Consider the following 13002-nt stretch of genomic DNA (forward strand, 5'->3'; position numbering starts at 1 on the left):
GGCTCACGCGCTCAGCAGCGACGCTCCCAGCACCAGCACGCTGATCCCGAGGAGCACGAAACCCCAGTACTGCATCGGGACGAAGAAGAGGGTGTGGCCGTTGCGGAAGTTCACGGGCGCCCCGGTACGCAGGTGGTAGCCGGGGGTGGGGGCGTTCAGGCGCTGACCCAGGAAGTAGACCGCAACAGCGGCGAGGGCGAGCCCGCCCGCCGCACCGATCCCGCTCGCCGTGTCGCTTCCCAGCGCGGAGCCGAGGGAGACTCCGCCCAGGCCCGCCAACGGCAACGCGATAACGAGGACGAGAATCCCCGCGCCTTTCCAGATGACCATCGGTTTCGCTCGCATTCTGCCGGAGATGAGGGGGCGCCCAGGAGTTGTCTCCGGCAACGGTTCCCCGTGCCCGATGACGGCGGCACGGTACCGGCGCCGGAAAGCCCTGGGCACCGGCGAACGCAGAGATTGTAGTGCCCCTACCGGACACAGCGCACCACACCGGGATCACAGCCGCATGTCCTCCGAATCCGCACAGAGGAGGCGGTGTCCGCCCCATGCCTCCCCGGCCGCGCGTCTCCCCCGGCGGTGCCGCGGCGGACACGGCCCGAACCCCTGACACACACGCGCCGCCACCGGGAAACCGGACACGCGCGCGTTCCGTCCCATCCGGTCAGTGCGGGGCGCCCGCGCCGTACGGAACACGGAACGCGGCGCCCCGGAAGCGTTCCCCAACCACTGAGAAGAGGACCCGTGTTCGGCATCCTGCGCCCGTGTCGCCACTCCCTGCCCGACGGTCTCGCCCAAGCGTGGATGTCCCACCTGTGTGGACTGTGTCTGGCGCTACGGGACGACCACGGACAACTCGCCCGCACGGCGACCAACTACGACGGTCTGGTGATCTCCGCGCTGACCACGGCCCAGGCGGCACCGGCCGCGGGTACCCGGACCGCGGGACCGTGCCCGCTGCGGGGGATGCGCGGGGCCGAGGTGGCGAACGGGGCGGGTGCCCGGTTGGCAGCCTCGGTCTCGTTGCATCTCGCCTCGGCCAAACTCAGCGACCACGCGGACGACGGTGACGGCAGTGCCTCGCGGTGGCCGGTGCGCGGCGCCTCGCGGCACGTGGCCCGCCGGTGGTCGCGGCGCGCGCGCACCACCGACACCGCGCTCGGTGTGGACAGCACGCCCCTGGTGGCGGTCGCCGAGCGCCAGCGCACCGCGGAGCGGGAGGCCGAGGCCACGGGGGAGCTGCTGCGCGGCACCGCCCCCACCGAGGAGGCCACCGCCGAGGCGTTCGCCCACACCGCTGTGCTGGCCGAGTCCCCGGCCAACGAGGAGCCGTTGCGGGAGGCCGGGCGGTTGTTCGGCCGGATCGCGCACCTGTTGGACGCGGTCGCCGACCAGGAGGAGGACACCGCCGCCGCGGCGTGGAATCCGGTCACCGCCACCGGCACCCCGGTGTCCGAGGTGCGGCGGCTGTGCGACGAGGCCGCGTTCGGTGTCCGCCTGGCGCTGGACGAGGCGGCGTTCCACGACGACCGGCTGGTGCGGGCCCTGCTGGGGAGGGAACTGGAACGCTCCATCCACCGGACGTTCGCCCGCGCCGGCCACCAACCGCACTCCCACGGACATCACGGGCAGTACGACCAGTACGGGCAGTACGACCAGTACGGGCAGTACGACCAGTACGGGCAGTACCGCAGCCAGGCGCGGCACCCGCGACTCCGGACCCGACGGGGGCTCGTGGTGCTGCCGACCCGGGGGAGGTGACCGGTCCTGCTGCTGCGACCCCTGCATCCGCCGGTGCTGCGGCTGCGAGGATCCCGACGACCGCTCCCGGGACGACCGGAACTCGTCGTCCGGCTGCTGTGACTGCGACTGCTGCTGAACACGCCGCGGGGCGACGCTGGGGACGGCATCGGGGGACAGTCAAAGAGACCCGTCGGGGCCGTCCCCTGTCGGGGGAGTGATCATCCCCCGACGGATGGCGTGCGCCACGGCCGCCGTGCGGTCGCTGACACCCAGTTTCTCGTAGGACCGCAGCAGGTGGGTCTTGACGGTCGTGGCGCCGATGTGCAGGCGGTGGCCGATCTCTCCGTTGCCGCACCCCTGCGCGGCGAGCCGCAGCACCTCCCGCTCCCTGCTGGTGAGCTGGGCCTCGGGGTGGTCCCGGGAGGTGTCAGCGCCGCGCGTGTTGGCCAGGAGGCGGGTCGCCACCTCCGGGGCGAGTACCGTCTCCCCCTGCGCGGCCGCGCGGATGGCGTCGGTGAGCCGGGCTGGCGGGGTGTCCTTGAGGAGGTAGCCCGAGGCGCCCGCCTCGACCGCCGGCAGGATGTCGCTGTCCGTGTCGTAGGTGGTCAACACCACCACCGCGCACGCGGGACGGTCCCGCAGGATTCCGCGAGTGGCTCCGGCTCCGTCCCCACCGGGCATCCTCAGGTCCATCAGCACCACGTCGGGGGCGTGCTTGGCGGCCGCGGCCACGGCCTCGTCCGCCGTCGCGGCCTCGCCCACGACGGCGATGTCCTCCACGGCCGCGAGCATGCCCCGCAGCCCCTCGCGCACCACGGGATGGTCGTCCACCAGCATCACGCGGATCGTCACTGTTGTCGGCCTCCCGGTTCGTTCGTGACGGGAACGGTCATCCGCACCTCGGTCCCCGCTCCCGGGCGGCTGTGTACCTCACATGCGCCCCCGGCACGCTCGGCGCGGGCCGTGAGGCTCTCCAACCCGTGGCCGGGAGGGTGCGTCCCGCTGTCGAAACCGCGCCCGTCGTCGGTCACCTCCAACGCGACCCGGCCGGGCTCGTAGGCCAGCGTCACGGTGACCCTTCCGGCGGCGGCGTGCTTGCGCACGTTGGCGAGCGCCTCCTGCGCCGCCCGCAGCAGCCCCACCTGCACCGCCGACGGTGGTGGGAACCCCTCGCCCGTGGTGGTGAACCGCGCGTCGGCCCCCAGCTCCTCCCCCAGGCGGCGGGTGGCGCGGGACAGCGCCTCCTCCAGCGATGTCGCGTCCAACGCGGCGGGGCCGCGGGCGGCAACCAGCGCCCGCGCCTCGGCGAGGTTCTCGCTCGCGGTGTCGCGCATCATCGCCACGTGCCGCCGCGCCGCCTGGGGGTCGGCGCTGATCTCGGCCTCGACCGCGTTGGCGAGCGTGACGATACTGGTGAAGCCCTGGGCGAGGGTGTCGTGGATCTCGCGGGCCAGGTGCTCGCGTTCGGCCATCGCGCCCGCCTCCTCCGACAGCCGGGTGACCTCGGCCCGGCTGCGCCGCAGCTCGGTGATCAGCTCGGACCGTTCCGCGCTCTGGTCGATGATCCGCTCGATCCAGAAACTCATCCAGGCGGAGAACCCCAGGACCGGCACGTAGACCACCAGGATGAACGCGAGTTCGCCCGGGGTCGCGCGCCCCAGGGGAAGCTGCAGGATCTGCGGCACCAGCAGGACGGTCGCCACGGTGGCCAGGCCGAACCAGCGTCCGGCCAGCATGAAGCACACCGGCGCCACCACGAACATGCCCCAGCTGGCGGGGGGCGTTATGACGCACACCGGGGTGTACAGCACCGCCACCACGAGGACGAAGACCGCATCCCGCGGGGAACCGTACCTGCTGCCCGCGGACAGCAGCAGCCAACCCCCCAGCGGGAACCACACGACGAGGGCACCCATCAGCGCGAGCGCGACCCAGCGCCACCCGGGCGGAGCGGTGGCGTAGGCGGTCCCGGCCACCACGGCCAGCCCGGCCAGCACCAGCGCGTGCCACCACCACGACACCTCCCACGCGTGGGTGTCGGACGGTTCGCTCACCCGTCCCTGGCGGTTCTCCATCGGAATGTCAGCAGGCACAGCACCAACCCCGCCACACACCATACTCCCAACACCCCCGCGGCGAGCGGCAGTTCCCAGCTCCCCGCCGGCTCCAGCGCCGCGGCCGACTCGGGATAGAAGACCGACCGCATCCCCTGGGCCATCCACTTCAGCGGGAACAGCGAGGCGACCTCGACCACCCAGGTCGGCAGCGCCACGACCGGAACGAACACGCCGGAGAAGAACTGCAGCGCCAGGAACGGGACCACCACGACCGCCTGGGCGGCCCGGGCGCTGCGGACCAGGCCGCTGACGGTGAGTCCCAGCAGCGCGCAGCCGGACGTACCCAGCACCAGGACCCACGTGAAGGTGAACCAGGCGCCGGCGTCCGTGGGGAGGTCCACCCCGTAGAGCAGGGCCGCGCCCCCCAGGAGCACCACCACCTGACCGGCGGCCAGTGCCAGGACGAGAAGCGTCTTGCCGAGGAAGTACGCCGCGGGCGGCATCGGGGTGCCGCGCAGCCACCGCAGCGTCCCGTTGCCGCGCTCGACCGCCACGCCGATGCCCAGCGTCTGGAAGCTGACCGACATCAGCCCCATGGCGACCAGCCCGGGAAGGTAGTACGCGGCGGCGCTCATGTCCGCCTCGACCAGGCCCTCGAATATCGCGGCGAACAGGACCAGGATCAGGATGGGCAGGGAGAACGTGAACACGACGGTCTCCCACTCGCGGAAGAACTCGCGGATGTCCAACCACCCTCGGGACAGGCCCACGCGCAGCGCGGACGGCAGCCGGCGGTCGTGGTGGAGCGCCGTGTCACCCCCGGTCGGAGCGGTGGTGGTACTCATCCCCTGACCTCCTGTCCCGTGGTGCCTCCGGAGTTCGCGGCGCCGCCCTCCCGGCGGGGCGCGGTCTCGTCGTCCCCGCCGTCGACGAGCCCCAGGTAGGTCTCCTCCAGGCTCGGACGGTGCACGGCGAGTTCGGGCACCTCGCCCGGATACTCGGTGAGCAGCTCCCGCAGCAGCGCCGTGGGCTCGGCGGTGCGGACGCTGCGCCGCCGACCCTCGGACAGCCAGGACACGGTGGCACGCGCGTCGGCGCGCCCGCCCAGCGTGGCCGGGTCCCCTTCGGCCACGATCCGCCCCCGCGCGAGGACCACCACCCGGTCGGCCAGCGCCTCGGCCTCCTCGAGGTAGTGCGTGGTGAGCAGGATGGTGGTGCCGTCCAGGGCCAGGGACCGGACCAGGTCCCAGAAGGAGCGTCGGGCGGCGGGGTCGAACCCGGTCGTGGGCTCGTCCAGGAACAGCACCTCCGGCCGGCCGACGACGCCCAGCGCGACGTCCAGCCGGCGGCGCTGGCCACCGGAGAGTTCCCGCACCGCCGTACGGGCCTGGTCGGACAACCCGACCAGCTCCAGTACCTCCTCCGGGGCGCGGCGACGCGGGTAGTAACCGGCCACGTGCCGCACGATGTCGTACGCGCGCAGCGGGGAGCCCTCCGTCTCGTGCTGCCACACGATTCCGGTGCGGGCGCGCCACGCGCGTCCGGCGCGGGCCGGGTCGGCCCCCAGGACGCGGGCGGTTCCCCGGTCCCGGTCGCGGAAGCCGGCCAGGATCTCGACCGTGGTGCTCTTCCCGGCGCCGTTGGGGCCGAGCAGCGCCAGGATCTCTCCGGGAGCCGCGCTCAGGTCGACACCGTCGACCGCTGCGTCGCCCCCGTAGCTCTTCGCCAGCCCCCGGGCCTCGACGGAGGGCGCGGGTGGGTTCGTCGCTGTCATACTCCCGAGTCTGCGAACGCGCCCGGCCGGAACGCGTCCACCGCGGGGACCGGACCGGGTCCTCCGTTCGGAGGACAGGGCACCCGGGCCCGGGCCACGGCCGGGGCGTGACGCGCGCAACGACCGCCGCGCGGGAATACGCGGCACCGGGTGGGGAATTCCCCGGTCGGACCCCCGGTTGCGGCCGGGAGACCAACCGAACCCCGAGAACGTAAGGATCAGCTGTGCAGAGCGTTCCCACTGTCACCCTGAACAACGGCGTCGCGATGCCCCAGATCGGCTTCGGGGTGTTCCAGGTGCCCGACGCGGAGGCGGAGAGCATCGTGGCCACCGCCATCGAGGCCGGCTACCGCAGCATCGACACCGCGACGCTCTACGAGAACGAGGAGGGGACCGGGCGCGGTATCGCCTCCTCCGGTCTGGCGCGCGAGGAGCTGTTCGTCACCACCAAACTGTGGAACACGGACCAGGGCTACGACTCCGCCCTGCGCGCGTTCGACGCGTCGCTGAACAAACTGGGACTGGACTACGTCGACCTGTACCTGATCCACTGGCCCGCCCCGGAGCGGGGGGCCTACCTGGACACGTGGCGGGCGTTCGAACGGATCCACTCCGAGGGCCGCGCCAGGGCCATCGGCGTGTCCAACTTCCAACCCGCCCACCTGGAGCGGCTCTTCGAGGCCAGCGAGGTCACGCCGGCCGTCAACCAGATCGAGCTGCACCCGAACCTGCAGCAGGCGCCGCTGCGCGAGTCCCACGCCAAGAACGGCATCGCGACCGAGGCGTGGAGCCCGTTGGGCCAGGGCAAGGGACTGCTGGACGACCCGGCGCTGGCCGGTATCGCCGCCAAGCACGGGGTCTCCCCCGCCCAGGTGGCGCTGCGTTGGAGCATCCAGCTCGGCAACGTCGTGATCCCCAAGTCCGCGACCCCCTCCCGGGTGCGGGAGAACCTGGACGTCTTCGGGTTCGAGCTGGACGAGGAGGACATGAGCACCATTGCCGGGCTGCACACCGGCAACCGGGTCGGTCCGGACCCCGACACCCTGAACTGACCCGTTCCCGTCGGGGAGGGTGGGCCCGCCGGTCCCGGGGGTGCGTCCGTCGTACTCGCTGGGCAGGAGCGGGCGGGCCGGGACCGGCACGGGTGCGGCGGGTCCGCCCCGCTGCCGCTGGCGAAGCGAGGGCCTCCCCCGGGGCGATAGCTCGGGGTGCGATCGCCCCACGGGTGACGTTGCGGGTTGGGTCCTGTCGGACGGACGCTGTCCGCCGAACAGGCCTAACCCGCCTCGACGAAGGCCTCCCGGAGGTAGTCGTAGACGGCGCGTTCCGGCACCCGGTACGAACGCCCCACCCGGATGGCGGGGAGCACGCCGGAGTGGACCATTCGGTAGACGGTCATCTTGGATACCCGCATGATCGTGGCGACCTCGGCCACGGTCAGGAACGTGACATCTTCCAGCGGAGCTTTACTCCCGTTCATGATGCGGAGCCCTCACTTCCGGACGTGAGCTCGGGGTCCCTGCGTCGTCGCCCCTCGACCCGGCACGGTGTCCAGCCGACTGGAACCGCCCGCTACCGCACCGAGCGTGGCCGCGACACGGCTACTGACACGTCCGGTTTCAGGGTATGACGGGGATCACAGTATTGAAAGAGCAGTTTTGCTTCCCTTGCGGCTACAGGAAAGCGAGGGTCGCGTGAGGTTTAGGGGTGCTGCTGTCGCGCCGTCCCGTCGGTGAGACCGGCCCGGTGCAGCACATAGGCCGAGAGCGGCTCGTAGTCCTCGGTGTGGAAGCCGTCGTCCAGCGGCACCGCCGTGTGCAGTTTCCCCTCGTGCTCCCCCAGGAACAGCGCCGGGTCGTTGCAGTCGGCGAATCCGATGGTGGGCACTCCCGCCTCTCCCGCGGCGCCGGCGAAACCGTGGTCGGCGATGACCAGCTGCGGCCACGGCCGCCCCCGCGAGGTGAGTTCCTCCAGCGCCGCCTCCATGGCGAACGGGTGGTGGCTGTGCCGGGGGTCGCCGTCGTCGTCCACCACGACCCCGACGCTGTCGGACCAGGCGAGGGTCCTGCGGTACGGCGGGTGCTCGGTGCTGATCTCGTAGGAGTAGCCGCCGGCCGCCGTCACCAGGGAGCAGCCGTGCGCCCGCAGCACCCGGCCCCACTCGGCGAGGGTCCCGTGGAGGTTGCCGGGGTGGCCGGTGGCGAGCATGACCCGCTCGCCCCGGGCCGCCGCCCGGGCCATCCGGTCGGCGAGGCTCTCCAACGCGTCGACGGTGCGTTCCGGGTCGATGGTGTCCACTCCCCACACGTGGTTCTCGTCGGACATCACCCCGCACCGCTTGGCCATCAGTGCGAGCACCTCCGGGAACGTCCACTCGTGGGAGAGGGTGAGCCCGAGCTCGTAGTAGGGGTTCCGGTCGCACAACCGCTGGTAGTGGCGGAGGTTCCCCTGCCGGGGAGTGTCGACGTGGCCGGCGATGCCGGTACGTACCAGGTGGTGGATGAGTTCCGCGCGTGAGGGCGGCGTCACCGGTGGCCCCTTTCTCGCTCTCCGTCAGCCCAGAACACCTCGCGAACCCGGCCGCTCACAGGCTGGGGTCGATCCCGTGGGAGGGGAAGACGGCCTTTCGGGTCTCCTGGATGGCCCGGTCGACCGGGTCCTCGGGGTCGAACCCGTTCTCGAAGGCCCGCACGTCGGGACTGCGGCCGTCCGTCATGTACAACGGCGGCGCCTCCCCCGTACGTTCCAGCACGTAGCGCCGCCAGGCGTCCGGGGTGGTCGACGCCGGGTCGATGTCCGCCCCGGCCGCCTCGGCCAGCAGGTGTGTCCACGACCGGGGGACCACCTGGACGAGCTCGTAACCGCCCCCGCCGAGCAGCACCCACCGGCCCCCGGCCGCCGTGTTCGCCAGGCGGTGCAGCGCGGCGTAGGCACGGCGCTGGCCGTCCAGGCTCAGCACCAGGTTCGCGAGCGGGTCCAGCGCGTGGGTGTCCGCGCCCTGCTGCGTCACCAGGATCTCGGGCTGGAACTCGCGCACGAGCGGTTCCACGGTCGCCTCGAACGCCCGCAGCCAGCGGGCGTCGTCCGTGCCCGCCGGCAGCGCCACGTTGACGGCGTAGCCCTCGGCGGCGCTCCCTCCGGTCTCGTTGGGGTTGCCGGTGCCGGGGAAGAGTGTCAGCGGGGACTCGTGCAGACTGATGGTGAGCACCCGCGGGTCGTCGTAGAAGCGCGTCTGCACCCCGTCGCCGTGGTGCACGTCGACATCCACGTAGGCGACGCGTTTCGCCCCCTGCTCCAGCAGCCACGCGATCGCGACGGCCGGGTCGTTGTAGACGCAGAACCCCCACGCGTGGCCCGGCATGGCGTGGTGCAGCCCTCCGGCGATCCCGGCTGCGTGCTGCACCTCCCCCTGCCACACCGACCGGGCGGCCTCCACCGAGGCGCCGGCGATGAGTGAGGACGCCTCATGCATGCCGGGGAACACCGGGTTGTCCGGGGTGCCCAGACAGTAGGGCTCGTCGGCCTGCAGCGTCTGGCCGGCGCGTTTCACCGCGGCGATGTAGTCCGGGGTGTGCACCAGTTCCAGCAGCTCGTCGGAGGCCGGTTCGGGACTGGCGAAGGAGACCCCGGGGGCGTCGAAAACCCCGAGTTCCCGGCTCAGCTCCATGGTGAGCTCCACCCGGACCGGCGCCAGCGGGTGCTGCGGACCGAAGTTGTAGGAACTCAGCCTCTCGTCCCATACGGTGCGAAGCGAACACCCCATGCCGTGCCTCCCAGCAGACGCGTTTGTGTGTTCCCACACGTTAACCAACCGGCGCGTGTCGGCGCTCCCGGCTCAGTCGCCGGACAGTTCCCCGCTGCGCCGCGCCGCGGCCTCGATGGCGTCGGTGAACGCCGAGCGCACGCCGTGGCGCTCCAGTTCGCGCAGGGCGGCGGCGGTGGTGCCGCCGGGTGAGGTCACGGCCTCGCGCAGGACCACCGGGTGGTTGCCGGGCTCGTTCAGCATCGTCGCCGCCCCGGTGATGGTCTGGCTGACCAGGGTCCGCGCGCTGTCGCGCGGCATCCCCATCGCCACACCGGCCTCGATCATCGTTTCCGCGATGAAGTAGAAGTAGGCGGGGCCGCTGCCGGAGAGGGCGGTGACGGTGTCCATGTGGCGTTCCTGCACCCGCACCACCGACCCGACCGACTCGAGCAGCCGCTCTGCGCGGTCCAACTGCTCCGGCGTGGTGTGCGTCCCGCCGGACATGGCGGTCATCCCCGTGCCGGCCAGGGCGGGGGTGTTGGGCATGGCCCGCACGACCGCGGCGTCGTCGGTGATGTGCCTCTCCAGGGTCGAGGTGGTGACACCCGCCGCGACCGAGATGACCAGGGTCCCCGAGCCGAGCTCCCCGGAGACGTCGTCGAGGAGGTTGACCATGTCCTGGGGTTTGATCGCGAGCACGACGGTCTCCGCGCGTTTCGCCGCCTCCCTGGTGGAGACGACGTCGACCCCGTAGAGCTCGGCCACCTCGCGGGCGCGTTCCTGGCGCGGCTCCGCCACGAGCACGTCGGCCGGGGCGTAGCCGGTCCCGAGCAGACCGGCCAGCAGGGCCTCGCCCATCTTTCCTGCGCCAATGATTGCGACCATCGTGTGTTGGGCGGTCCGCGTCCGGCGTGCGGCCGCCGGGGACGCGCCCTCCTCCTTCCTGGTGGTGCGGGTGCGCGCGGGTGCGCGGAACAGGCCAGCCGGGCGGCGCCGGCGGGCGTGCACGTTGTCGTCCTTCCTCCAACCGTATAGGCAACCCGGCCGGCGGCGCGCGTGTCGTGCCCGGGAACGTTGTCATCCCCCGGAAGCCGTCACCCGCGCGGCCGACGCCAGAGCCGCGGGGCGGGCGGCGGCCCGCCGGAGGAGGTAGCCGTACCAGTCGTGCCCGTAGGGAACGTAGACCCGCACCTGCGCCCCCTGGCGGGTGAGCCTGCGCTGTTCGCGCGAATGGGCGCCGTAGAGCATCTGGTACTCGAACTCGTCCCGGGAACGCTCGTTGCGCTCGGCGAGCGTGGCGGCGATCCCGATTAGCCGGGGGTCGTGGGTCGCCACCATGGGGTAGGTGCTGCCGGCCATCAGCTGGCGCAGGATGCGCACGAAGGCGGCGTCCCCCTCCCGGCGGGTGGGGTGGGCGGCCGCGGGGTCGGAGGTGCCGCCCTTCGCCAGCCGGACGCGGGTGTGCGGCCCGGACATGTCGGCCGCGTCCCCGGCGGTGCGGCGCAGGTAGGACTGGAGGGCGCACCCGAGCGTGGGGAACTCCCGCCGCAGCGTCGTGACGGTGCGCAGGGTCGCCGTCACCTGCTCGGCGCCCTCCGTCTCCAGGGTGAGGGTCGTTCCCGCGTCCCGGGCCGCGGCGCAGATCCGGGCGATGTTCTCCCGCGCCAGGGACTCTCCCTCCGGTCCCAGCCCCAGGCCGACGGTGGTCGGTTTCACGGAGAGGTCCGCGAGCGGGGCGAGGCCGGTGTCGGAGAGCCGCTGGAGCAGGTGCAGGTAGGCGTGGGTGGTCTCCACCGCCTGGGAGGGGTGGTGCGCGCTCGCGGCGACGTTGTGGAGGGTGGTGAAAAGGCCGTGCTCGGCGAGGTCGGTGACGGCGCGCAGGGCGTCCTCGACGCTCTCCCCGGCGACGAACCGGCCGGCGGCGCCGCGTACGGCCCGGTTGTTCGTGACGAGCGTGCGCAGCCGCTGGTTTCCGGAGGCCGCGCGCAGGGTCTGCCGTAGTGCCATTCCACCGCTCCTCGTTGGGGGACGCTGCGTCCCGCAGCTTACGCGCACGGCCCGGGTTTCGCCTCCGGATCCGGGGCGCCGCGGGCGCTCCCGCCGCCTCGGTGCCGAAGGCGCGGCTACGGTGTGGTGCGCCGCAGGGTCGCTGCTCCCAGGAGGAGCGCCGTCACTCCCGGGCCTCGCCCAGCACGGTACGCACCGCCGGGGCGTAGGTCGCCACCACCTCCTCCGGTGGGGCGGAGGCCAGCGGTTCGGCCGCGGCCAGGTAGCGCACCAGCACCATGCCGAACAGTTGGGCGGCGACCAGTGAGGCCCGCAACGGGGAGATGCCCACTTCCGCCGCGACGTGGCGCGTGATGACGTCCTGTGTGAATCCCCGGACGGCCTCGGCGGCCCGCTCGTTGGTGACCGCGGAGCGGACGAAGGCCAGCATGGGCTCCCGGGTCCCGGGGTCCTCCCACACGCCGAGGAAGAACCGGACGACGGCCTCGGCCCGGTCGTGGCCGGAGTCCGCGACGATGCCGCGCAGTACCTCGCCGGGGTTGTACGGCAACCGCATGGCCGCGACGAAGACCGCGTCCTTGGCGCCGAAGAAATGGTGGACGAGCGCGGGGTCGACCCCCGCACCGCGGGCGATGCCCCGGATGCTCACGCCGTCGTAGCCCAGTTCCGAGAACTGCTCCCGGGCAGCCCGCAGGATCTGCTCGCGGCTACGCGTGTTCCCCGGCCGCCGCCCCGTTCTCGCCATGGCGGCTCCCGGTCACGCCTCGCCGACCGTGCCGTCGGGACTCACCGCGAACGTGCGTGGCGGTGTCGCACCGCGCGCCCCGGCGAGGTGGAGCCGGGTGAACGCCAGCGCCTCGGCGAGTTCCCACTCGCGCGCCTGGCGGTTGGCGGACTTGCGGGTGCTCACCTCCAGCACTACCTGGCCCGCGTAACCGGAGGTGGCGAGGTGTTCCAGCAGATCGGCGCACGGCTGCGTACCCCGCCCCGGGATGAGGTGTTCGTCGAAGTTCTGTCCTCCGGTCCCGTCGGCGAGGTGCACGTGGGACAGCCGCCCGCCGAGTTGTTTCGCCATGTCCATCGCGTCCGACCCGGACATGGCGGTGTGTGACAGGTCGAGGGTCACCTCGGGGTAGTCGCGCTCCAGCGGGTTCCATCCCGGGGAGTAGGGGACGACCTCCTTTTCCCCCATCCGCACCGGGTACATGTTCTCCACCGCGAGGACGGTGTCGCTCTGCTCCCGCAACCGCGCGATCCCGGCCTCGAAGTCGCGGGCGTAGTCCCGCTGCCAGCGGAACGCGGGATGGACCACGATGACCGAGGCTCCCAGCTGCTGGGCCATCTCCTGGGAACGCTCCAGCTTGCCCCAGGGGTCCCGCCCCCACACCCGTTGGGTGAAGATCAGGCAGGGGGCGTGCACCGCCCGAATCGGCACACCGTGGTACTCGGAGAGCCGCTGGAGCATGCCGGCGTCCTGGCTCACCGGGTCCGAGGAGACCAGCACCTCCACCCCGTCGTAGCCCAGCTTCGCGGCGATCTCGAAAGCCGCCGGCGTCTTCTCCGGGTAGACCGAAGCGGTCGAGAGGGTGACCGGCGCGTTGGGAACCTGGATAGCGCTCACGCCACCAACATTACGCGGTTCCGCGTCGTGTTGGCCCGCGAGGACGCTAACCTCG

14 protein-coding genes are annotated in these 13002 nt (G+C 72.3%); 2 read left to right on the plus strand and 12 right to left on the minus strand.

Annotation, left to right across the window (positions count from 1 at the left end):
* Positions 1–3 precede the first annotated feature (3 nt).
* Positions 4–345 carry a hypothetical protein gene (locus FHX37_RS15260; RefSeq protein WP_246062303.1) on the minus strand — a complete coding sequence of 114 codons (342 nt, stop codon included), beginning with the start codon at positions 343–345 and terminating at the stop codon, positions 4–6.
* A gap of 399 nt (positions 346–744) precedes the next feature.
* On the opposite strand from FHX37_RS15260, the gene FHX37_RS15265 reads away from it, so the two are divergent.
* Positions 745–1761, plus strand: a complete 1017-nt coding sequence (locus FHX37_RS15265) for a DUF5685 family protein (protein WP_141924533.1) — start codon at positions 745–747, stop codon at positions 1759–1761.
* 159 nt (positions 1762–1920) lie between these two features.
* Here the strand turns inward: FHX37_RS15265 and FHX37_RS15270 are convergent, their stop codons facing one another.
* Genes FHX37_RS15270 through FHX37_RS15285 form a run of 4 tightly spaced genes read right to left on the minus strand, consistent with a single transcriptional unit; the run spans position 1921 to position 5574 of the window.
* Positions 1921–2580 (minus strand): response regulator, encoded by a 660-nt coding sequence (locus FHX37_RS15270; RefSeq protein ID WP_141925285.1) that lies wholly within the window; start codon positions 2578–2580, stop codon positions 1921–1923.
* 11 nt (positions 2581–2591) lie between these two features.
* Positions 2592–3836 carry a sensor histidine kinase gene (locus FHX37_RS15275; protein WP_170181595.1) on the minus strand — a complete coding sequence of 415 codons (1245 nt, stop codon included), beginning with the start codon at positions 3834–3836 and terminating at the stop codon, positions 2592–2594.
* Complete coding sequence (locus FHX37_RS15280; RefSeq protein WP_141924535.1) at positions 3794–4645, minus strand: ABC transporter permease; 852 nt, start codon at positions 4643–4645, stop codon at positions 3794–3796. The genes FHX37_RS15275 and FHX37_RS15280 overlap by 43 nt, the downstream gene beginning before the upstream one ends.
* Positions 4642–5574: an ABC transporter ATP-binding protein gene (locus FHX37_RS15285; protein ID WP_141924536.1), complete on the minus strand. Its 933-nt coding sequence runs from the start codon at positions 5572–5574 to the stop codon at positions 4642–4644. The genes FHX37_RS15280 and FHX37_RS15285 overlap by 4 nt, the downstream gene beginning before the upstream one ends.
* A gap of 266 nt (positions 5575–5840) precedes the next feature.
* Here FHX37_RS15285 and FHX37_RS15290 point away from each other — a divergent pair, with 266 nt between their 5' ends.
* Positions 5841–6626, plus strand: coding sequence for an aldo/keto reductase (locus FHX37_RS15290; protein ID WP_211351931.1), 786 nt, complete (start codon positions 5841–5843; stop codon positions 6624–6626).
* Positions 6627–6850: 224 nt separating this feature from the next.
* Here FHX37_RS15290 and FHX37_RS15295 read toward each other — a convergent pair whose 3' ends face one another.
* The 7 genes from FHX37_RS15295 to FHX37_RS15325 all read right to left on the minus strand — a co-directional run bounded on the left by FHX37_RS15295 (position 6851) and on the right by FHX37_RS15325 (position 12947).
* Entirely contained in the window at positions 6851–7054 is a 204-nt protein-coding gene (locus FHX37_RS15295; RefSeq protein ID WP_141924538.1) for a helix-turn-helix domain-containing protein, read from the minus strand.
* A gap of 221 nt (positions 7055–7275) precedes the next feature.
* Complete coding sequence (locus FHX37_RS15300; RefSeq protein WP_141924539.1) at positions 7276–8103, minus strand: phosphatase; 828 nt, start codon at positions 8101–8103, stop codon at positions 7276–7278.
* A 55-nt stretch (positions 8104–8158) separates the two neighbouring features.
* Entirely contained in the window at positions 8159–9337 is a 1179-nt protein-coding gene (locus FHX37_RS15305; protein ID WP_141924540.1) for an acetoin utilization protein AcuC, read from the minus strand.
* Between the two features lie 72 nt (positions 9338–9409).
* The gene (gene proC, locus FHX37_RS15310) at positions 9410–10204 is read right to left on the minus strand and encodes a pyrroline-5-carboxylate reductase (RefSeq protein ID WP_141924541.1); all 795 of its coding nucleotides are present in this window, start codon (positions 10202–10204) and stop codon (positions 9410–9412) included.
* Positions 10205–10396: 192 nt separating this feature from the next.
* The gene (locus tag FHX37_RS15315) at positions 10397–11326 is read right to left on the minus strand and encodes a proline dehydrogenase family protein (RefSeq protein ID WP_141924542.1); all 930 of its coding nucleotides are present in this window, start codon (positions 11324–11326) and stop codon (positions 10397–10399) included.
* Positions 11327–11489: 163 nt separating this feature from the next.
* Positions 11490–12071, minus strand: coding sequence for a TetR/AcrR family transcriptional regulator (locus tag FHX37_RS15320; protein ID WP_141924543.1), 582 nt, complete (start codon positions 12069–12071; stop codon positions 11490–11492).
* A gap of 12 nt (positions 12072–12083) precedes the next feature.
* Complete coding sequence (locus tag FHX37_RS15325; RefSeq protein WP_141924544.1) at positions 12084–12947, minus strand: sugar phosphate isomerase/epimerase family protein; 864 nt, start codon at positions 12945–12947, stop codon at positions 12084–12086.
* Positions 12948–13002: the final 55 nt, after the last annotated feature.

It is taken from the genome of Haloactinospora alba, assembly GCF_006717075.1.
In the GTDB taxonomy this organism is placed as follows: domain Bacteria; phylum Actinomycetota; class Actinomycetes; order Streptosporangiales; family Streptosporangiaceae; genus Haloactinospora; species Haloactinospora alba.